The sequence below is a fragment of the Acidovorax sp. FW305-C-20-28 genome (assembly GCF_058783375.1).
In genome coordinates this window covers 16,450-37,786 of the sequence record NZ_JBYSYM010000049.1, presented here as the reverse complement: position 1 = coordinate 37,786, position 21,337 = coordinate 16,450, and the positions used below count along the sequence as shown (strand labels likewise).

The following is a 21,337-nucleotide window of genomic DNA, read 5'->3' as shown; positions in this document are numbered from 1 at the left end:
TCTCTTTGGTGACTTTCTCTTGGCGGCCCAAGAGAAAGTTACTGCGCCGCCGGGCGCACATCCCGGCCTCCGCCCTCAGCGTAAGCATGCAGCCCAATCAAGCCCAGAATCCCGACCCGCCAGGCTTCATAATCAAAAAAATCATTCCATCAACAGCCAAACCATGCCCCATTCCCTCCGCCCCCTGATCGCCTCCCTCTCCTTGGCCTTCGCCGCCACCATCGCCCAAGCCGCCCCCGTGGCCGAAATCCACAACCTGGCGCAAAAGGAACAGCAGCCGCTGCTAGACACCCTGCGCGACCTGGTGCACATCGAGTCGGGCAGCAAGGACATCGAAGGCCTGAACCAGATCGCCGAGCGCATCGCCAGCCAGCTCAAGCAACTGGGCGGCACCGTGGACGTGCTGCAGACCAATGATGTCTACCGCCTGGACGACACGCCCGAAAAGGTGGGCCCCGCGGTGCAGGCCGTGTTCAAGGGCACGGGCAGCAAGAAGATCATGCTCATCGCGCACATGGACACCGTGTACTTGAAGGGCATGCTCAAGGACCAGCCCTTCCGCATCGACGGCGACAAGGCCTATGGCCTGGGCATTTCCGACGACAAGCAGGGCATCGCCCTCATCATCCACACCATCGCCGTGCTGCAGAAGCTCAACTTCAAGGACTACGGCACGCTCACGGTGCTCATCAATGGCGATGAAGAAATCAGCTCGCCCGGCTGGCGCAGCACCATCACCCGCGTGGCAGCCGAGCACGACGTGGTCTTCTCGTTCGAAGGCGGCGGCACCGATGGCACGCTGCGCCTGGCTACGAGCGGCATCGGCGCGGCCTACCTCACGGTGCAGGGCAAGGCCTCGCATGCCGGCGCCAAGCCTGAGGACGGCGTGAACGCGTTGTACGAGCTGTCGCACCAGTTGCTGCAGATGAAGGACCTGTCGAAGAACGACGAAGGCCTCAAGCTCAACTGGACGGTCTCCAAATCGGGCACCAACCGCAACGTGATCCCGGCCGAAGCCACGGCCCAGGCCGATGCGCGCGCACTCAAGGTGGCCGACTTCGACGGCCTGGAAAAAGCGCTGCAGGAGAAGATCAAGACGAAACTGCTGCCCGCCTCCAAGGTGGACGTGAAGTTCGAAGTGCGCCGTCCTCCGCTCGAAGCCAGCGAGGCCTCGCGCCGCGTGGCGGGCTACGGCAAGGTGGTCTACCAGGAGCTGGGCCTGCCGCTCACGGTGGTCGAGAAGGCCACGGGCGGCGGCACCGATGCGGCCTTTGCCGCGCTCAAGACCAAGGGCGCCGTGGTGGAGGGCATGGGCCTGTCGGGCTACGGTGCGCACTCCAACGATGCCGAGTACGTGCAGATCAACACCATCGTGCCGCGCCTGTACCTGGCCACGCGCATGATCATGGATATTTCCAAGGGTGTGTTGAAGTAACCCCAGGTCCGTACGGCTGTCTTGCCGACAAAAGCCCCGCCGGTGCTTGCCGTGCGGGGCTTTTTACATCAGGCGGCTGGGACGGGGACTTTCACTGCGCCCGTGGCGTAGAAGGATTCCAGGTTCTCCAGCACCAGGTCGGCCATGGCGCGGCGGGTTTCGTGCGTGGCGCTGGCGGTGTGCGGGGTCAGCACCACGTTGTCCAGTTCCATCAGTGCGGCAGGCACCTGGGGCTCGTTCTCGAACACATCGAGCCCGGCACCGGCGATGCGTTTGTGCTGCAGGGCCTCGACCAGCGCGGCCTCGTCCACCACGGTGCCGCGGGCGACATTGATCAGGTAGCCCTGGGGGCCCAGGGTGTCGAGCACTTCGCGGTTGATCAGGTGGCGCGTGGACGCGCCACCGGCCACGGTGAGCACCAGGTAGTCGGCCCATTCGGCCAGCGCCAGCAGCGAGTCGAAGCGCGGCAGCGCGGAGCCCTTGGCGACGCTGCGGTTGTAGTAGCCCACCTCCATGCGGAAACCGGTGGCGCGCTCGGCCACCGCCAGGCCGATGCGGCCCATGCCGACGATGCCCAGGCGCTTGCCCGACACCCGTGTCAGCGGCGCATAGCGCGCCTTGGGCCATTCGCCGCGGCGCACGAAGCGGTCGCTTGCGGCCACGCCGCGCGAGACGTCGAGCATCAGCGCAAAGGCCATGTCGGCCACACAATCGTTGAGCACGTCGGGGGTGTAGCCCACGGGAATGCCCCGCGCCTGGCAGGCGGCGATGTCCAGCGCATCGAAGCCCACGCCGAAGCTGCTCACCACCTGCAGCCTGGGCAGTGCCGCAATCACCTCGGCCTTGAGGCCGATGGAGGCCGAGGTCGCCACGCCGGTGAAGCTGGCACCGTGCTCGGCCAGGAAGGCGGCCGGGTCGGCCTGGTCGGACAGGCAGACCACGTCATAGCGGGCGGTCAGGTCGGTCTCCAGGGCGGGCAGGGGGAGGCGGGCGATCTGCAGGATGCGGGGCTTGGAGGGCTGGGTCATGAGAGGCAGGAAAAAAGCCGGCCCTGCGGAGCCGGGCCGGCCGTTGTGAAAAGCGGACCGCAGCATCTCTGCTGCAGGCCCATGGCAGCCATCTTACGTCGCGACGCGGACGGCCTGGCGGGCCAGCAGCTTCCAGCTGCCGCCCTGCTGCTGCCACACGCCCAGAATCTTGATCTGCACCTTGCCGGGCTTGCCCGAGTCGTTGGTGTCCGCCGTGAGGGTGTGGCGCACGATGGCGGAGTTGCCCACCACCTTGATGGTCTGGTCGGTGATGGCAATGGTCACGAAGTCGGACTTGCCGGCGAGCAGATCGCCGATGAAACTGTCCTTGGTGTCCACGCGGCCGCCCGAGTGGCCGTAGCTCAGGTCGTCGGCCACCAACTGGGCCAGGGCGGCCTGGGTGGGGTCGATCATGGCCACGCGCAGGCGCTCGGCGGCGGCGGCCACGGCCTGCTCGGACGATGCCGACGGGCCGGAGGCGGCACTGCTGGCGCAACCGGCCAGGGCGGCGATGGCCACGGCAGCGGCGGTGGCGAGAACGATCTTCTTGATGAACATGCTGTCTGTCTCCATTGTTGTGTTTGAAAAAGGATGGGCGTGCCGCGTCTGCACCAGGGGCCCGTGCACGGCCAGGTTCCTGGAGGTCACAAAGGAAAAAAGAAAAGGGCCTGGGTCGTGATCCAGGCCCTTGCATGGGCTTACTGCGGGCCGAGCTTGTCGATCAAGGCCTTGAGCTGCTCCATCTCGGCGGGCTTCAAATCCGTCAGCGGCGCGCGCACCGGCCCCGCATCGTGGCCCACCAGCTTGGCGCCGGCCTTGATGATGCTCACGCCATAGCCTTCCACCTTGTTGCGGATGTCCAGGTAGGGCATGAAGAACTCCTTGAGCAGGCGGTGCTGCGTGGCCATGTCGTCGCTCGCCACGGCCTTGTAGAACTCCATCGCGGTCTTGGGGATGAAGTTGAACACCGCAGACGAGTACACCGGCGTGCCCAGCGCCTTGTAGGCGGCTGCATACACCTCGGCCGTGGGCAGGCCGCCCAGGTAGGAGAAACGGTCACCCATCTTCATGAAGATCGAGGACATGGTCTCGATGTTGCCTACACCGTCCTTGAAGCCGATCAGGTTGGGGCAGCGATCGGCCAGGATGGCCAGCGAGTTGGCCGTGAGCTTGGTGCGGTCGCGGTTGTAGACGATGACGCCGAACTTCACGCTGTTGCAGACCGCGGCCACATGCTCGATCAGACCTTCCTGGCCGGCTTCGGTCAGGTAGTGGGGGAGCAGCAGGATGCCATGGGCGCCCAGGCGCTCGGCTTCCTGGGCATGGGCGATGGCGGTGCGCGTGGGGCCGCCGGCACCGGCAATGATGGGCACCTTGCCGCGGCAGGTGTCCACGGCGGTCTTGACGACCTGGCCGTACTCGGGGCCCGACAAGGAGAAGTACTCGCCCGTGCCGCCGGCAGCGAACAGGGCGCTGGCGCCGTAGGGGGCCAGCCATTCGAGGCGCGCGGCATAGCCCTTGGGGTTGAAGTTGCCCTGGGCGTCGAAGTCCGTGACGGGGAAGGACAGCAGGCCGGAGCCCATGATGGATTTGAGGTCTTGCGGGGTCATGGTGGTAGCGAGGCGGTGATGTGGAAAAAAAGAGGCGGGTGCTCAGTCGAGCTTGATGTTGGCGGCCTTCACCACGGAGGCCCAGCGCGCACGCTCCTTGGCGAAGAACTGGTCCTGTTCGGTGGGGGTCATGGTCACCACTTCGGCGCCCTGGCCGGCCAGGCGCGAGCGGATGTCGGGCGAGCGGATGGCGGTGATCAGCGCCTTGTTCAGCCGCTGCACCACGGCGTCGGGCGTGCCGCGGGGCAGCAGGATGCCCTGCCAGGTACCGGACTCGTAGCCTGCCACGCCTTGTTCGGCGATGGTTGGCACGTCGCCGATCAGCGGCATGCGTGTGGGCTTGGACACACCCAGCACCTTGAGCTTGCCGTTCTGCACCTGGGGCAGGGTGGCGAGCATGCCGTTCATCAGCACCTGGGTCTGGCCGGCCACGGTGTCCTGGATGGCGGTCACGCCGCCCTTGTAGGGGATGTACTGCCAGCGCGCGCCACTGGCACGCTCCAGCGCCACACCGGCCAGGTGCGGCGCGCTGCCGGTGGCGGTGACGGCGAAATTCAGGTCCGTTGTCTTGGACAGTGCAACCAGTTCCTTGAGGTTGTTGGCCTTGACCGAAGGGTGCACCACCAGCAGGTGGGGTGAGTAGGCCAGCATGGTCACGCCGCGCAGGTCCTTGGAGGGGTCGAACGACAGCTTGGTGTAGACCGAGGGGCTGATGGCCAGGGCACCCACGTCGCACAGCAGCATGGTGTAGCCGTCCGGCTCGGCCTTGGCCACGAAGTCGGCGCCCAGGTTGCCGTTGGCGCCAGGCTTGTTCTCCACGATCACGGACTGCTTGAGCAGCTCCGACAGCGATTGGCTGATGGAGCGCGCGATGATGTCCGAGCTGCCGCCGGGCGGGTAGGGCACGATCAGTTTCAGGGTCTTGGTGGGCTGCCATTCCGCCGCGGTCTGGGCGGCGGCCGTGGCCGAGGCGAGTGCGGCGGTGCACGCCAGAATGGCGTCGCGGCGGGTCAATGTCATGGATTGTCTCCTGGTTGCTGGCTTGTTGATAGTCATCGTACAACTAAGCGTGGGGAAAAACAATGGCCCTGCGAAAAAATGGCGCAATAAAGTGCTGCTGCCGTGCCTGCCATGGTGCATCCAGAGTCCTGGAGAGGGCTGCAGCAGGTGCTTTTTCCGACCCGTCGAAAGCCCCCGGTTTCCCTATGGAGATGGCGCTGGGTCCGGGGAGTGCGCGTCGCTGATCCAGGCGGAAGGGTGGCATGCAATCGGGTTCGGGTAATCCCGTTGGTCGGATGGGTTCTTGGGCCCCACAATCCGCCATGTTGTATGACGACATATGACGAGCGGCTGATTTCTGTTCCGAGAGACGGCCTGTCGCCCCGTGTCGCCTGCAGGTTCTCTGGCCCGCCGCTGGTGCGGGCCTTCCCTCTTTTGAAAGGAAATACCGATGCTCCGTGCAATTCGTTGGCGCAGCCTGGCGCTGCCCATGGCTGTGGGCGCCCTGTGGTTGGGGGCCGGCTCCGCCGCCCTGGCCGCCACCTGGGTCTATGTTTCCAACGCCGACAGCCAGGATCTCTCGGTGCTGGAGCTGGACCGCAGCGCCGGCACGCTCAGGCCGGTGGAGACCGTGCCGCTGGGCGGCATGGCCATGCCCATGGCCGTGAGTCCGGACAAGCGCGTGCTCTACGTGGCCTTACGCTCCCAGCCGTTCCGGGTGGTCAGCCTGGCCATCGATCCGGCCAGCGGCAAACTGCGCAAGCTCGGCGAGGCGCCGCTGGCCGACAGCATGGCCAACATCGACACCGATGCCACGGGCCGCTGGCTGTTCGCGGCCTCGTACCCGGGCCACAAGATCACGGTCAACAGCATTGGCAAGGATGGGGCGGTGGGGGCCGTGCAGCAGCTCATCCCCACGGCGCCCAACGCACATGCCATCCATGCCGATGCCGCCAACCGCCACGTGTTCGCCACCAGCCTGGGCGGCGACAACCTCTCGGCCTGGCGCTTCGATGCCGAGACCGGGCGGCTCACGGCCCACGAGCCGGCGCTGACCAGCGTCCCGCCCGAGAAGTCGGGCCCACGCCATTTCGTCTGGGACCGTGCGCAGCGCCACATGTATGTGCTCAACGAACTCGATGCGGCCGTGCACGTGATGGGCTATGACGCGGCGCGCGGGACCCTGCGCTCCGTGCAGCGCACCACGGCGCTGCCCGCGGGCTTTGCCGGCAAGCCCTGGGCGGCCGATCTGCACCTTTCGCCTGATGGCCGCACGCTCTATGCCTCCGAACGCACATCGAGCACCCTCAGCAGCTTCCGCGTCGATGCCGCCACCGGCCAGCTGCAGCCGCTGGGCCAGGTGCCCACCGAAAAGTCGCCACGCGGCTTCGCAGTCGATTCCTCGGGCCGTTTTCTGATCGCGGCCGGGCAGGAGTCGCACAGCCTGTCGCTGCACCCCATCGATGCGACCACGGGCATCCCTGGTACGCCGACCCGTGTGCCCGCCGGCAAGAACCCCAACTGGGTCGAGATCGTCGACTTCCCCTGAGTACCTCTTTCTATCTGGAGACAAATCCCATGCAGCGCAGAACCCTCCTTGGCACGGCCACCCTGCTGGTGGCTGGTGCCCTCATCGGCCTGCCGGCCGCCGCCCAGAGTGCCTGGCCCACGGGCAAGCCCATCAGCTATGTCGTGCCCTTTGCCGCCGGCGGCACCACCGACACCCTGGCGCGCATGATCGGCCAGCAACTGGGCACGGCCCTGGGCACCACGGTGGTGGTGGAAAACAAGGCCGGGGCCGCCGGCAGCGTGGGCTCGGAGGTGGTGGCCCGTGCGCCGGCCGATGGCTATACGCTGCTGGGCGGTACGGTGAGTTCGCATGCCATCAACGCCAGCCTCTATCCCAAGCTTGGCTACGACGCCATCAAGTCGTTCAGTCCCATCACGCTCATCGGCACGAACCCGGTGGTGCTGGTGGTGGCTGCCAACAGCCCCTACAAGACGCTCAAGGATGTGCTTGCGGCCGCCAAGACCAAGGAGGGTGGCCTGTCATCCGCCTCGGCTGGCACCGGCAGCTCGCAGCACCTGGCCGTGGAGCTGCTGGGCTTCAAGTCGGGCGTGAAGTTCACGCACATTCCCTACAAGGGCAGCGGCCCGGCCATCCAGGACGTGATCGGTGGCCAGGTGGACATGATGTTCGACACCACCGTGGTGGCGGCGCCGCATGTGCAAAGCGGCAAGCTGCGCGCTATTGCCGTCACCTCGCCCAAGCGCCTGGCCTCCATGCCCGAGGTGCCCACGGTGGCCGAATCGGGCATCAAGGGCCTGGAGGACTTCCAGGTGCAGTCCTGGCAGGCGATCTTCGCGCCGGCTGGCACGCCCGCGCCGGTAGTGGGGCGGCTGCACGACGAGATCCGCAAGATCCTCGCGCAGCCCGAGATGCAAAAGCGCCTGGCAGGCTTCGGCATGGAGCCGGCCGACCTGGGCGTGGCGCAGATCGCGGCCTTCCAGAAGGCCGAGGTCGAGAAATGGGCCCAGGTCATCAAGGCCGCGAACATCAAGGTGGACTGAGCGGCCGGCAGGGACGGGCGGTTATTCGGGCGAAATGTTGTCTTCGTCACCCTGTGCCGTGGAGTGCGGCGCCGCAGCCGGCACCTGGCCTGCATCCGGCTTGCGCTGCAGCACGAAGTCCGGGTGCTGGCCCGTGAGCAGCAGGAACATGGCGAACACGGGGCCTTGCATGCTGCGTTCGTCGCTGGTGCTCTCCAGGGCCTGCCAGGTGCGCGACTGCAGGCCGCCGCGGCTGCCGGTCTGCAGCGGATAACCCATCAATTCAGCGGCCTGGGCCTGGCTCAGGCCCGCTGCCGTGCGCGCGGCCTTGAGCTGCTCGCCGCTGGGCACGGGCATGTTCAGTGCAATGGTGTCGGGCTTGGTGGTGCTCATGGGCGTGCGGTGTCCTTGGTGGGCCGGCATGGGGCGTTGCCGTCCATTGTGATGCAGGCGCAGAGTGCATGGCTCATGCCGGCAGCACCTGGCCGGTGGCGGGGAAATGTCCTGAGCGCAGGTCTTCGTCGCTGAGCGGGGCCCCCTGCCACAGGGTCACCTTGCTGGCACCACTGCCCATGGCCAGCTCGCGCAGCGCACGCAGTTCCACCTGGGTGTAGCCGCCAGCGGGATCGCTGGGCGGGTGCAGCACGATGTGCGGGGAGGGGGTGAGGCCCCAGGTGCTGCCGCCATTGCGCAGCACATGCTGCACGGCATGGCGCAGCAACTGCTCGGCCAGCGTGTAGTCCGAGATGATGCTGCGCGGATGGGCCAGCGGGTTCACCAGGCGGGCGCCCGTCTGGCTGGCCGCCTGCCTGGCGTTGTCGCCCACGGCCTGGATGGTGGGCTTGGGTGCCTGCGCGATGGCCAGCTCCGGCGCGCCGCTCCAGGTGCCGCCGGTCCTGGCATTGCGCACCTCCAGCCGCTGGGGCGACAGTTGCACGTACAGCACGGGGATCAGTGACTTGAGCATGGTGTGTGCAACAGGGTAGCACGCAGATCCATCATCCCTGCATGGGCCCGGGCATCCTGGGTGCCATGAACGCAGTCTGGCGGCAGCCGTTGTACAGTGCCACGCCTGAACCCACGAGGATTGCGCAGATGAACACCCCGGCCGCTTTGTCCCATGCCACCCCTGCCGCCACGCACACCGGCTGGTGGGCCGTGTGCCTGTGCGCCAATTGGTGTGGTACCTGCCGCGACTACCGGGCCATCTTCGATGCCCTGGCCCAGGACCATCCGGGCGTACGCTTCGAGTGGGTGGACATCGAGGACGAGTCCGAGCTGGCGGGCGACCTGGATGTAGAGACCTTTCCGACCCTGCTGATCGCCGACGGCGTGCATGCCCGCTTTCTGGGGCCGCTGCTGCCACAGGCGCCCGTGCTGGCGCGGCTGTTGTCCAGCCTGCAGGCAGGGCAGGGCGGGCAGGGGGCCGGCGCCGAGGCGCAAGAGGTGTTTGCGCGCGTGCGCGCTGCGCGGGGCGGCTGATCCGCAGCGATGCTCTTGGGGCCACAGGGGGCTCCTTGGGTGCTATTTTTTGAATAGCATTTGTGCAGTACCATGGGCCGATTTCCCCTCTTTGCCCCTGTCGCGTACTGAGTTGTCCATGTCCCTGGAGTTCTGGTTCGAACCCGAGTCCCTGCGTGCGCTGTGCGATGACGGCGTGTGGGCGCGGGGGACGGCGCTGTTCAAGGCGCGCGCCGTGCGGCGGCTGGCCATCAGTGCCCAGGGTGACCACTGGCTGCTCGAAGGCGATGTGCAGGGCAGCCAGTTGGCGCCCTACCAGCTGTCCGTGTCGATGGCCCTGATGCCCGATGGTGCGGTGGACTACTGGCGCAGCCAGTGCAGCTGCCCCGTGGGCCTGCAGTGCAAGCATGGTGTGGCGCTCATGCACCAGGCTGCGCGCCAGGGCCCGAGCGAGGCCGAGCGCGCGCGCGGCCTGGCGGTGCCGGCGGCCGGGCTGAGCCGCCCGCCGCCTGCGCGCAGCGATGCGCAGCAGCGCATGGCCGAAGTGCACCGCCTGGAGTCGGAGGCGCGCCTCATGAACTGGCTGCAGGCGTTGGACCGGGCAGCGGGCTTGGTCGATGGCGAGCCGCCGACGGGCGTCAACGGCAGCACCGACCGCCCAGAGCAGTACGTGTACCTGGTCTCCGCCGTGGGCGCGCCCCGTGCGGCGCCCATGCTGCAGCTCGAGGCCGTGGTGTCCTACCCCAAGGTCACGGGCGGCTGGGCCAAGCCCAAGCTGGTGCGCACCCAGCCGGCCAAGGGTCAGGCGGTGTTCGACCGGGCCAGCGACACCGACCGCCAGGTGCTGCAACTGCTGCGGGCCCTGCCGCGCCAGCAGAACTACTACTCGGCCTACAGCGGCGCGCCCTGCGCGGTGCTGGAAGGGCAGATCGGCCTGCTCGCCCTGCAGCAGGCGGCCAGCACCGGGCGCCTGTTTGCCGATGCGGGTGGCTCCACCGTGGGTGAGCCCCTGCGCTGGGGAGAACTGCTGCCCATCGAGTGGAGCTGGCAGGCGGTCTCCGGCGGTGCGGCCGGAGCGCTGGCGCAGGACAGCGGCTGGGCCCTGCAGGCCCGCCTGCCTGGGGTTGGGGCCACGCTGTGCCACAACAGCCCGCCGATGTACCTGGATGCCGCTGCCGGCCTGTGTGGCCCGGCGCATGCACCGGGCATGGAGAGCGCGCAGCTGGAGGTGCTGCTGCACGCGCCCCCGCTCAGTGCGGCCGCGCTGCAGAAGTACCAGGCCGATGTGGCCCGGCGCCTGGGTGCCCTGCCGCTGCCGCCCGTGCTGCAGGGGCTGAGTCGGCTCGATGGCGTGGCCCCGGTGGCGCGCCTGCACCTGGCGCCCACGCCAGCAGCCGGGGTGGCCTACATGGGGCTGATCACGGCGCAGCTGCGCTTTGACTACCAGGGCCATGTGGGCTGGTGGGCGGGGCAGCCTCTGTCGGTGCTGGTGGATGGGCCGGACGGCAAGGTCCTGCTGCAGCGCGATGGCCGTGCCGAGATCGATGCCGTCTCGCGCCTCATGGACCTGGGCTTGCTGGGCGTCGATGAAGGCCTCTTCGGCATTCCCGGCGAGCGCCCGCAGGGCGCCTGGATGCTCTGGGCCGACGAAGGCTTCGCCGTGCTGCGCAACGCCGGCTTCGCGCTCACGGTGGCCCCCGAGCTCGACGGCTGGATCACGCACGCACAGACCGTCCATGTGCACCTGGGGCCGGAAGGCGGCGACGGTGAGGACGAAGAGGACGAAGAGGTATTCGGGCTGGATGGCGAAGATGCCGGCCAGGCCGGCGACGGTAGCGCCATCGGGGGCGAAGGCGCCGGGCCGGGTCCGTCGCCCTGGTTCGAACTGTCGCTGGGCATCGAGATCGATGGCCAGCGCCACAACATCCTGCCCTGGTTGCCGGAGCTGATCGCGGCCGTGGCTGCGGCGCCGGTGCGTTCAGGGGAGCCGGGCGCCGCGGGCTTGCCGGACCTGCCTTCCCATGTGTTCCTCGCGGCCCCCGGAGGCCACGGCTATGTGCGCCTGCCCACCGATGCGCTGCGGCCCTGGCTGGCGGCGCTGCTGGACCTGGCGGGCGACCGTGCGCACGACTTCTCGGGCGCCAGCCTGCGCCTGTCGCGCCTGGAGGCGCTGCGCACCGGTGCCTCGTTGGGCGATGGTGTGGCCTGGGCGGGCGCGGCCAGCCTGCAGGCGCTGGTGCGGCAACTGCAGGGCCAGGGTCAGCTGCCCGAGGTGCCGGTGCCCCCGGGCGTGCATGCGCAGCTGCGGCCCTACCAGCAGCAGGGGCTGAACTGGCTGCAGTTCCTGCGGGCCAACGGCCTGGCGGGCGTGCTGGCGGACGACATGGGCCTGGGCAAGACCCTGCAGACGCTGGCGCATATCCAGGTCGAAAAGGATGCCGGCCGCCTCGTACAGCCCGCGCTCATCGTGGCGCCCGTGAGCCTGATGGGCAACTGGGAGCGCGAGGCCGCGCGCTTCACCCCCGGCCTGCGCAGCGTGGTGCTGCACGGCAGGGAGCGCCACGCCCTGGCCGAGTCCATGGCCGAGCACGACCTGGTGATCGCCCCCTATTCGCTGCTGCAGCGCGACCGCGAGCGCTGGCTGGAGGCGCGCTGGCACATGGTGGTGCTCGACGAGGCGCAGAACATCAAGAACGCCACCACCAACGCTGCCCAGGTGGTGGCGCAGTTGCAGGCCAACCACCGGCTGTGCCTGTCGGGCACGCCCATGGAAAACCACCTGGGCGAGGTCTGGAGCCTGTTCCACTTCCTCATGCCCGGTTTTCTGGGCAGCCAGCAGCGCTTTCGCGACCTGTTTCGCACCCCCATCGAGCGCCAGGGCAATTCTGAGCGGCTGGCACAGCTGCGTGCGCGCATCACCCCCTTCATGCTGCGCCGCGCCAAGTCGGTGGTGGCGCACGAGCTGCCGCCCAAGATCGAGACGGTGATGCCGGTGGACCTTTCGGGCGGCCAGGCCGACCTGTACGAAACCATTCGCCTGGGCATGGAAAAGACGGTGCGCGAGGCGCTGCAGGCCAAGGGGCTGGCGCGCTCGCAGATCACCATCCTCGACGCGCTGCTCAAGCTGCGCCAGGTGTGCTGCGACCCGCAGCTCGTGCCGCTGGAGGCAGCGCGCAGGGTGCACCACTCGGCCAAGCTGGCGCAGCTGATGGAGATGCTGCCCGAGATGCTGGCCGAGGGGCGGCGCATCCTGCTGTTCTCGCAGTTCACGAGCATGCTCTCGCTGATCGAGGTGGAACTGGCCAGGCATGGCCTGCCCTGGGTCAAGCTCACGGGCCAGAGCCAGAAGCGCGATGCCATCATCGAGCGGTTCACCAGCGGCGAGGTACCGCTGTTCCTGATCAGCCTGAAGGCTGGTGGGGTGGGTCTCAACCTGCCCCAGGCCGACACCGTGATCCACTACGACCCCTGGTGGAACCCGGCCGTGGAGGCCCAGGCCACCGACCGCGCCCACCGCATCGGCCAGACGCAGAGCGTCTGGGTGGTCAAATTGGTGGCGCGCGGCACCATCGAGGAGCGCATCCTGGCCCTGCAGGAAAAAAAGGCGCAACTGGCGGAAAATCTTTACCAGGGTGCCGCGGGTCGCAAGCAGCCACTTTTCACCGAAAGCGACCTCGCTGAGCTGCTGCAACCCTTGTCTCCGTCGTAGCCCTGTACCACGGCCGCAACGGTCTGTTTCCCGGCAAAGCCCCGCCGGGCCTGGGTTTGCGCCGGGCTGGGGCGCGCCTGCCCGGAAAAGCCCTGTTGCAACTTTGCAAACCGGTGCTTTACGGGCTACAATACGGTTCTCACGACCAAACGGGCGGGTACCAACCGCCCGTTTTTTTTGGCCGTTTGCTTTTGGAGCTCGAAGCCTCTGGGGGTTATCGGGTTTTTTGTTTTTCCGGGATTGAATAGAACACGTGGCACTGCAGCAAGTCGTTGAACAAATCGTGATTGGCCTGGGGTATGACCTGGTGGAGATCGAACGCTCCGCCGGTGGTCTGCTGCGCATCACCATCGACTTGCCCTGGGTGCAGCCTGTCGCCGATGCGCCTGCGCCGGCCATCGAGCAGTTCGTCACGGTCGAGGACTGCGAGAAGGTCACGCGCCAGCTGCAGTTCGCGCTGGAGGTCGATGGCGTCGAATACAAGCGCCTGGAAGTGTCCTCCCCCGGAATCGACCGGCCCCTGCGCCACGAGCAGGACTTCGTGCGCTTCGAAGGTTCGGTCGTCGACATCACATTGAAGGCGCCCATCGGCGCAGCGGGCGCGGGGCAGGTCAACGCCACGCGCAAGAAATTTCGCGGCACGCTGGAGCGGGCCGAGGCAGGGGGCTGGCAGATCGTCTGGAGCGACGAGCCACCTGCCAAGCCGGGTCAAAGAGTCAGCAAGAAGCGCGTGCCCGCCCCGTTGCAGGCGCTGGGCTTCACCCTGGATGAACTGCGGGATGTGCGCCTGGCGCCCATCGTGGACTTCAAGGGGCGCGGCAACAAGGCAGGGTCTGCGCCCGCCTGAGCCGCAAGCAAGCAGGCTGCTGAATGAATTGGGCAGATGGCCGCCGCGTGCAGCCTTTGCCTTTCGGGTGATTGAACTAGGAGAGTCGTCGCATGAATCGCGAATTGTTGATGTTGGTTGAGGCCATTTCGCGCGAGAAGAACGTGGAACTGGACGTGGTCCTGGGCGCCGTCGAGTCGGCCCTGGCCCAGGCCACCAAAAAGCTGTACCCCGGCGAGGTGGATATCCGCGTGTCCGTCGACCGCGACAGTGGCAACTACGAGACTTTCCGCCGCTGGCTGGTGGTGCCCGATGATGCGGGCCTGCAGAACCCCGATGCCGAAGAGCTGCTGATGGATGCGCGCGACCGCATCCCCGACATCGAAGTCGGCGAGTACATCGAAGAAGGCGTCGAGTCCGTGCCCATCGGCCGCATCGGCGCCATGGCCGCCAAGCAGGTCATCCTGCAAAAGATCCGCGACGCCGAGCGCGAGATGCTGCTCAACGACTTCATGTCGCGCGGCGAGAAGATCTTCACCGGCACCGTCAAGCGCATGGACAAGGGCGACATCATCGTCGAGTCCGGCCGCGTGGAAGGCCGCCTGCGCCGCAGCGAGATGATCTCCAAGGAGAACCTGCGCAGCGGTGACCGCGTGCGCGCCATGATCATGGAAGTGGACCTGACGCTGCGCGGCGCGCCCATCATCCTTTCGCGCTCGGCCCCCGAGTTCATGATCGAACTCTTCCGCCAGGAAGTGCCCGAGATCGAGCAGGGCCTGCTGGAGATCAAGAGCTGCGCCCGCGACTCCGGCTCGCGCGCCAAGATCGCCGTGCTGTCCCATGACAAGCGCGTGGACCCCATCGGTACCTGCGTGGGCGTGCGCGGCACCCGCGTGAATGCCGTGACCAACGAGCTCGCCGGCGAGCGCGTGGACATCGTGCTGTGGTCCGAAGACCCGGCCCAGTTCGTGATCGGTGCGCTGGCCCCGGCCAACGTCTCCTCCATCGTGGTGGACGAGGAAAAGCACGCCATGGACGTGGTGGTGGACGAGGAAAACCTCGCCATCGCCATCGGCCGCGGCGGCCAGAACGTGCGCCTGGCGTCCGACCTGACCGGCTGGAAGATCAACATCATGGACGCCGCCGAATCGGCGCAGAAGCAGGCCAACGAGACCGATACGGCCCGCAAGCTGTTCATGGAAAAACTCGATGTGGACGAGGAAATCGCCGACATCCTGATCTCCGAAGGTTTCGCCAGCCTGGAAGAAGTGGCCTATGTGCCGCTGCAGGAAATGCTGGAGATCGAAAGCTTCGACGAAGACACCGTCAATGAGCTGCGCGCCCGTGCCAAGGATGCGCTGCTCACCATGGAAATCGCCCGTGAGGAAAGCGTGGAAGACGTCTCCCAGGATCTGCGTGACCTCGAAGGCCTCACCCCCGAGCTGATCGCCAAATTGGCCGAAGGCGGTGTGCACACCCGGGACGATCTGGCCGACCTGGCCATTGATGAGCTGACCGACCTGACCGGACAGTCCGCAGACGAAGCCAAAGCCTTGATCATGAAGGCGCGTGAACACTGGTTCGCGGGGCAGCAAGAGTAAGGGTCAGGGAGGCACGAACCACATATGTCCAGTAACACTGTCGCCGAGTTCGCAACCGAACTCAAAAAATCGCCTGAAACCCTGCTCGACCAGCTCAAGGCTGCGGGCGTGGGCAAGACCGCCACGTCGGACGCGCTGACCGAGTCCGACAAGCAAAAGCTGCTCGTGCACCTGCAAAACAGCCACGGCACGGTCGCGGCCGACCGCAAGAAGATCACGCTGACCAAGAAGTCCACCAGCGAGATCAAGCAGGCCGACGCCACCGGCAAGGCGCGCACCATCCAGGTGGAAGTGCGCAAGAAGCGCACCTTCATCAAGCGCGATGATGGTGTGGACGGCGCGCCCGAGGCCGAAGAGGCCGCGGTCGAGGAAGCCACCGTCTCCAGCGAAGACCTGGAACTGTCGCGCCGTGAGGAAGAGGCGCGCCGCCAGGCTGAGCTGATCCGCCGCCAGGAGGCCGAGCTCGCCGAAAAGCGTGCCGAGCGTGAAGCGCGCGAAAAGCGCGAACGCGAAGCCGAAGAGCGCGCCGCTGCCTATGCCGCCCAGGAAGCCGAAAAGAAGGCCCAGGCCTCTGCCGAGAAGGAAGTGGCCTCGCGTGAGCAGGCTGCTGAGGCCGCTGCGCGCGCCGCTGCCCAGGCCGAAGCCCGCGAAAAGGCTGCGGCCGAATCCAAGGCCCGCTCCGATGAGGAATCGGCCCGCGCTGCCGACCTCGACGCCCGCCGCCGCAAGGCCGAAGCCGAGGCCGCTGCGATCCGCTCCATGATGGCCACGCCCAAGAAGGCGGTCATGGTCGCCAAGAAGCCCGAGGAACCCAAGCCCGTGGCCAAGCCTGCTGCGGCTGGCGACGCCAAGAAGGGCACGCTGCACAAGCCGGCCGTGGGCACGGGCGTGGCCGCTCGCGCCGGTGCGCCTGCTGCAGCCCCTGCGGGTGGCGCTGGCGCCGGCAAGGAAGTGAAGTCGGCCAAGCTGTCTTCCAGCTGGGCGGGCGACACGGCGAAGAAGAAGGAAATCAAGACCCGCGGCGACAGCAGCGGGGGCGTGGGGCGCAACAACTGGCGCGGAGGCCCGCGTGGCCGCCGTGGCAACGACCGCGACCACCGCGACGACATGCACCAGCATTCCGCTCCGGCGGAGGCGCGCATCATCGAAGTGCACGTGCCTGAAACCATCACGGTGGCCGAGCTCGCGCACAAGATGTCGATCAAGGCGTCCGAGGTCATCAAGGCGCTGATGAAGATGGGCCAGATGGTCACCATCAACCAGCCGCTGGACCAGGACACCGCGATGATCGTGGTGGAAGAACTCGGCCACAAGGCCGTGGTGGCTGCGCTGGACGATCCAGAAGCCTTCACCGACGAGGATTCGGGCCAGAAGGATGCCGAGCTGCTGCCGCGTGCCCCCGTGGTCACCGTCATGGGCCACGTGGACCATGGCAAGACCTCGCTGCTGGACTACATCCGCCGTGCCAAGGTCGCTGCGGGCGAAGCCGGCGGCATCACCCAGCACATCGGTGCCTACCACGTGGAAACCCCGCGCGGCATGGTGTCGTTCCTCGATACCCCCGGTCACGAGGCCTTCACGGCCATGCGTGCCCGTGGTGCGCAGGCCACTGACATCGTCATCCTGGTGGTGGCGGCCGACGACGGCGTCATGCCCCAGACCAAGGAAGCCATCAAGCACGCCAAGGCGGCCAAGGTGCCGATCGTGGTGGCCATCACCAAGGCCGACAAGCCCGATGCCAACCCCGACCGCGTCAAGCAGGAGCTGGTGGTCGAAGAGGTGGTGCCTGAAGAGTACGGTGGTGACTCGCCCTTCGTGGCCGTGTCGTCCAAGACCGGCATGGGCATCGACGACCTGCTCGAGCAGGTGCTGCTGCAGGCCGAAGTGCTGGAACTCAAGGCACCGGTGGAATCGCTGGCCAAGGGTCTCGTGATCGAAGCCCAGCTCGACAAGGGCCGCGGCCCTGTGGCCACGGTGCTGGTGCAGTCCGGTACGCTCAAGGTGGGCGACGTGGTGCTGGCCGGCCAGACCTCGGGCCGCGTGCGCGCCATGCTCGACGAAAACGGCAAGCCGGCCAAGACGGCGGGTCCTTCGATCCCGGTGGAAATCCAGGGCCTGTCCGACGTGCCCCAGGCCGGCGACGAGTTCATGGTGCTGTCCGACGAGCGCCGTGCGCGCGAAATCGCGACCTACCGTGCCGGCAAGTTCCGCAACACCAAGCTGGCCAAGCAACAGGCCGCCAAGCTGGAGAACGTGTTCTCCGAGATGACTGCCGGCGAGGTGCAAACCCTGCCCATCATCATCAAGGCGGACGTGCAGGGTTCGCAGGAAGCGCTGGCAGCCTCGCTGCTCAAGCTCTCCACCGACGAGATCCGCGTGCAGCTGGTCTATGCCGGCGTGGGCGGCATCAGCGAGTCCGACGTCAACCTGGCGATCGCCTCCAAGGCCGTCGTGATCGGTTTCAACGTGCGCGCCGACGCCGGTGCGCGCAAGCTGGCCGAGTCGAGCGATGTGGACCTGCACTACTACAACATCATCTACGACGCCGTGGATGAGTTGAAGGCAGCCATGTCCGGCATGCTGGCCCCCGAGCAGCGCGAAGAAGCCATTGGTACGGCCGAAATCCGCACCGTGTTCGTGGCCTCCAAGATCGGTACCGTGGCGGGTTCGTACGTCACCTCCGGCCAGGTCACGCGCAACTGCAAGTTCCGCCTGCTGCGCGAAAACGTGGTCATCTACACCGGCGAAGTCGAGTCCGTGCGCCGCCTCAAGGACGATGTGCGCGAAGTCAAGGAAGGCTTCGAGTGCGGTATCAAGCTGCGCAACTACAACGACATCAAGGAAGGCGATCAACTCGAGTTCTTTGAAATCAAGGAAATCGCGCGCACGCTGTAAAAGGCGGAAACGACGACAACATGGCTGCAAAGAAATCCGCCACCCCCAACCGCGCCTTCAAGGTGGCCGATCAGATCCAGCGCGATCTGACGGAGCTGATCGCGCGCGAGTTGAAAGACCCGCGCGTGGGCATGGTGACGCTGCAGGGGGTGGAGGTGACTCCCGACTACGCACACGCCAAGGTGTTCTTCAGCCTGCTGGTGGGCGACCCTGTGGAAACGCAGGCGGCGCTCAACCAGGCGGCTGGATTCCTGCGCAACGGCCTGTTCAAGCGCCTGCACATCCACACGGTGCCCACGCTGCACTTCGTGTACGACCGCACCTCCGAGCGTGCGGCCGACATGAACGCCTTGATCGCCAAGGCGGTCTCTTCGCGCGCGAAAGAGGACTAGCCCATGCACGCGCCTCGCACCAGGGTGCAGCGGCGCCCTGTGCACGGGGTGTTGCTGCTCGATAAACCGCTCGGCCTCTCGAGCAACGATGCCTTGCAGAAGGCAAAATGGCTGCTGCGCGCCGAAAAAGCCGGCCATACCGGCACGCTCGACCCGCTGGCCACCGGCGTGCTGCCGCTGTGCTTTGGTGCTGCCACCAAGTTCAGCCAGCTGCAGCTCGATGCCCCCAAGACCTATGAAGCCGTAGCCCTGCTCGGGACCACCACCACCACCGGCGATGCCGAGGGCGATGTGATCGAGCGGCGCCCCGTGGTGCTGGCCGAGCTCACGCCCGAGCGCCTGGCCGCCGTGCAGCAGCAATTCACCGGCCCGATCCGCCAGGTGCCGCCCATGCACAGCGCCCTCAAGAAAGACGGCAAGGCCTTGTACGAATACGCACGCGCCGGCATCGAGGTGGAGCGCCCGGCCCGCGACGTGGTGATCCATTCGCTTTCTCTCACCTTGTTGGCGGACAATCCGGATGCCATCGCCCTTAAAATGGTGGTGCAGTGCAGCAAGGGAACCTATATCCGCACCCTGGGTGAAGATGTGGGTGCGGCACTGGGCTTCGGCGCGCACCTCACATTCCTGCGCCGCATCGATACCGGGGGTATCGGTGTGGAGCGCTGCGTCACCTTGGCGCAGCTCGAAGCCATGGATGAGGGCGCGCGCCTGTCGCAACTGGAGCCGCCCGAATCGCTTTTGGCACAACACGTGCGTGTCACGCTGGACAGCGAGGATGCCGCTCGCTTCCTGTCGGGCGTGCGCCGCCGAGGCACCTGGCCCGATGCCGGGGCCGTGGCGGTGTTTGGCGACAGCCCCCCGGCGCTGCTGGGGGTGGGCCATATCGTGGGCGGGGAGTTGGTGCCCGACAGGCTCCTGAGTCCGCTGGAGATTCAACAAATTTTGGAAGGTACGCCGCACCTGCAAGCCAGCGGCACATTGGAAAAACTATGACGAAACAGATCCGCAACATCGCCATCATCGCCCACGTTGACCATGGCAAGACCACCATGGTGGACCAATTGCTGCGCCAGTCCGGCACCTTTGCCGACCACGAAAAGGTGGTCGATACGGTGATGGACAACAACGCGATCGAAAAAGAGCGTGGCATCACCATCCTGGCCAAGAACTGCGCCGTGAGCTGGGAAGGCACGCACATCAACATCGTCGACACCCCCGGCCACGCGGACTTCGGCGGTGAAGTGGAGCGCGCCCTGTCCATGGTGGACAGCGTGGTGCTGCTGATCGACGCGCAAGAGGGCCCCATGCCCCAGACGCGTTTCGTGACCAAGAAGGCCCTGGCCCTGGGCCTGCGCCCCATCCTGGTGGTCAACAAGGTGGACAAGCCCGGTGCCAACCCCGACAAGGTGGTGAACGCCGCGTTCGACCTGTTCGACAAGCTGGGTGCCACCGACGAGCAGCTCGACTTCCCCGTGGTGTACGCCTCGGGCATCAACGGCTGGTCCTCGCTCGAAGAAGGCGCTCCCGGTGAGCAGTGGGGCCCCGACATGTCGGCCCTGTTCAATACCATCCTGAAGCACGTGCCCCCGAACTCGGGTGACGCGAGCGCTCCGCTGCAACTGCAGATCTCGGCGCTGGACTTCTCCACTTTCGTGGGCCGCATCGGCGTGGGCCGCATCAGCCAGGGTACCCTGAAGCCTGCCCAGGACGTGCTGGTCATGGAAGGCCCGGACGGCAAGGCCATCAAGGGCCGTGTGAACCAGGTGCTGACCTTCCAGGGCCTCGATCGCATGCAGACCCCCGTGGCCGGCCCAGGTGACATCGTGCTGATCAACGGTATCGAAGACATCGGCATCGGCGTGACCGTGACCGACCCTGCCAACCCCTCGCCGCTGCCCATGCTCAAGGTGGACGAGCCCACGCTGACCATGAACTTCTGCGTGAACACCTCGCCCCTGGCAGGCCGCGAAGGCAAGTTCGTGACCAGCCGCCAGATCTGGGACCGCCTGCAAAAGGAACTGCAGCACAACGTGGCCCTGCGCGTGAAGGAAACCGACGAAGAAGGTATCTTCGAAGTCATGGGCCGTGGTGAACTGCACCTGACCATCCTCCTGGAAAACATGCGCCGTGAAGGCTACGAGCTGGCCGTGTCCAAGCCCCGCGTGGTGTTCAAGGACGTCGGTGGCGTCAAGCACGAGCCCATCGAGCTGGTGACGGCCGACATCGAAGAAGGCCACCAGGGCGGCGTGATGCAGGCCCTGGGCGAGCGCAAGGGCGAGCTGGTGAACATGGAGCCGGACGGCCGTGGCCGCGTGCGCCTGGAATACCGCATCCCTGCGCGCGGCCTGATCGGCTTCACCAACGAATTCCTGAACCTGACACGCGGTTCGGGCCTGATCAGCAACATCTTCGACAGCTACGAGCCGCACAAGGGCGACATCGGCGGCCGCAAGAACGGCGTGCTGATCTCCATGGACGACGGTGAAATCTTCACCTACGCCCTGGGCAAGCTCGATGACCGTGGCCGCATGTTCGTCAAGGCCAACGACCCCGTGTACGAAGGCATGATCGTCGGCATCCACAGCCGCGACAACGACCTGGTGGTGAACGCCACGCGCACCAAGCAGCTGACCAACTTCCGCGTCTCGGGCAAGGAAGACGCGGTCAAGATCACGCCGCCCATCGACGCCACGCTCGAATACGCTGTGGAATTCATCGAGGACGACGAGCTGGTCGAGATCACGCCCAAGTCCATCCGCATCCGCAAGCGCTACCTGACCGAGAACGAGCGCAAGCGCGCAGGCCGTTCCTGATTTGCGTGAGTTGTG

At 66.6% G+C, this 21,337-nt stretch carries 17 protein-coding genes; 11 read left to right on the top strand and 6 right to left on the bottom strand.

The features are described 5' to 3' along the window. Window positions 1-163 precede the first annotated feature (163 nt). Window positions 164-1,435 carry a M20/M25/M40 family metallo-hydrolase gene (locus tag AC3WOH_RS32400; RefSeq protein ID WP_492233444.1) on the top strand — a complete coding sequence of 424 codons (1,272 nt, stop codon included), beginning with the start codon at window positions 164-166 and terminating at the stop codon, window positions 1,433-1,435. A 68-nt stretch (window positions 1,436-1,503) separates the two neighbouring features. On the opposite strand, the gene AC3WOH_RS32395 is transcribed toward AC3WOH_RS32400, so the two are convergent. From AC3WOH_RS32395 to AC3WOH_RS32380, 4 genes are all read right to left on the bottom strand, one after another. After that, entirely contained in the window at window positions 1,504-2,463 is a 960-nt protein-coding gene (locus AC3WOH_RS32395; RefSeq protein WP_492233443.1) for a 2-hydroxyacid dehydrogenase, read from the bottom strand. 93 nt (window positions 2,464-2,556) lie between these two features. Further along, window positions 2,557-3,021, bottom strand: coding sequence for a nuclear transport factor 2 family protein (locus AC3WOH_RS32390; protein WP_492233442.1), 465 nt, complete (start codon window positions 3,019-3,021; stop codon window positions 2,557-2,559). A gap of 140 nt (window positions 3,022-3,161) precedes the next feature. After that, window positions 3,162-4,073, bottom strand: a complete 912-nt coding sequence (kdgD, locus tag AC3WOH_RS32385) for a 5-dehydro-4-deoxyglucarate dehydratase (RefSeq protein WP_492233441.1) — start codon at window positions 4,071-4,073, stop codon at window positions 3,162-3,164. 42 nt (window positions 4,074-4,115) lie between these two features. Then, entirely contained in the window at window positions 4,116-5,093 is a 978-nt protein-coding gene (locus tag AC3WOH_RS32380; protein WP_492233440.1) for a Bug family tripartite tricarboxylate transporter substrate binding protein, read from the bottom strand. 430 nt (window positions 5,094-5,523) lie between these two features. Between AC3WOH_RS32380 and AC3WOH_RS32375 the strand changes: the two genes are divergently transcribed. Further along, the gene (locus tag AC3WOH_RS32375; RefSeq protein ID WP_492233439.1) at window positions 5,524-6,621 is read left to right on the top strand and encodes a lactonase family protein; all 1,098 of its coding nucleotides are present in this window, start codon (window positions 5,524-5,526) and stop codon (window positions 6,619-6,621) included. Between the two features lie 29 nt (window positions 6,622-6,650). Continuing rightward, entirely contained in the window at window positions 6,651-7,643 is a 993-nt protein-coding gene (locus AC3WOH_RS32370) for a Bug family tripartite tricarboxylate transporter substrate binding protein (RefSeq protein WP_492233438.1), read from the top strand. A gap of 21 nt (window positions 7,644-7,664) precedes the next feature. Here the strand turns inward: AC3WOH_RS32370 and AC3WOH_RS32365 are convergent, their stop codons facing one another. Next, the gene (locus AC3WOH_RS32365) at window positions 7,665-8,015 is read right to left on the bottom strand and encodes a helix-turn-helix domain-containing protein (protein WP_492233437.1); all 351 of its coding nucleotides are present in this window, start codon (window positions 8,013-8,015) and stop codon (window positions 7,665-7,667) included. A gap of 73 nt (window positions 8,016-8,088) precedes the next feature. Continuing rightward, entirely contained in the window at window positions 8,089-8,589 is a 501-nt protein-coding gene (locus tag AC3WOH_RS32360; protein ID WP_492233436.1) for a rod shape-determining protein, read from the bottom strand. Window positions 8,590-8,717: 128 nt separating this feature from the next. On the opposite strand from AC3WOH_RS32360, the gene AC3WOH_RS32355 reads away from it, so the two are divergent. From AC3WOH_RS32355 to typA, 8 genes are all read left to right on the top strand, one after another. Further along, entirely contained in the window at window positions 8,718-9,104 is a 387-nt protein-coding gene (locus tag AC3WOH_RS32355; RefSeq protein WP_492233435.1) for a thioredoxin family protein, read from the top strand. Window positions 9,105-9,222: 118 nt separating this feature from the next. Continuing rightward, entirely contained in the window at window positions 9,223-12,792 is a 3,570-nt protein-coding gene (locus AC3WOH_RS32350; protein WP_492233434.1) for a DEAD/DEAH box helicase, read from the top strand. Window positions 12,793-13,045: 253 nt separating this feature from the next. After that, entirely contained in the window at window positions 13,046-13,639 is a 594-nt protein-coding gene (gene rimP, locus AC3WOH_RS32345; RefSeq protein ID WP_492233433.1) for a ribosome maturation factor RimP, read from the top strand. A 92-nt stretch (window positions 13,640-13,731) separates the two neighbouring features. Continuing rightward, entirely contained in the window at window positions 13,732-15,219 is a 1,488-nt protein-coding gene (nusA, locus tag AC3WOH_RS32340; RefSeq protein ID WP_184861190.1) for a transcription termination factor NusA, read from the top strand. Between the two features lie 24 nt (window positions 15,220-15,243). Then, window positions 15,244-18,114, top strand: coding sequence for a translation initiation factor IF-2 (gene infB / locus AC3WOH_RS32335; RefSeq protein ID WP_492233432.1), 2,871 nt, complete (start codon window positions 15,244-15,246; stop codon window positions 18,112-18,114). 20 nt (window positions 18,115-18,134) lie between these two features. Then, the gene (gene rbfA, locus AC3WOH_RS32330) at window positions 18,135-18,506 is read left to right on the top strand and encodes a 30S ribosome-binding factor RbfA (protein ID WP_184861186.1); all 372 of its coding nucleotides are present in this window, start codon (window positions 18,135-18,137) and stop codon (window positions 18,504-18,506) included. 3 nt (window positions 18,507-18,509) lie between these two features. Further along, on the top strand, window positions 18,510-19,502 hold the full coding sequence (gene truB, locus AC3WOH_RS32325; RefSeq protein WP_492233431.1) for a tRNA pseudouridine(55) synthase TruB: 993 nt from the start codon (window positions 18,510-18,512) through the stop codon (window positions 19,500-19,502). Then, window positions 19,499-21,322: a translational GTPase TypA gene (gene typA / locus AC3WOH_RS32320; RefSeq protein WP_492233430.1), complete on the top strand. Its 1,824-nt coding sequence runs from the start codon at window positions 19,499-19,501 to the stop codon at window positions 21,320-21,322. The genes truB and typA overlap by 4 nt, the downstream gene beginning before the upstream one ends. Window positions 21,323-21,337 lie beyond the last annotated feature (15 nt).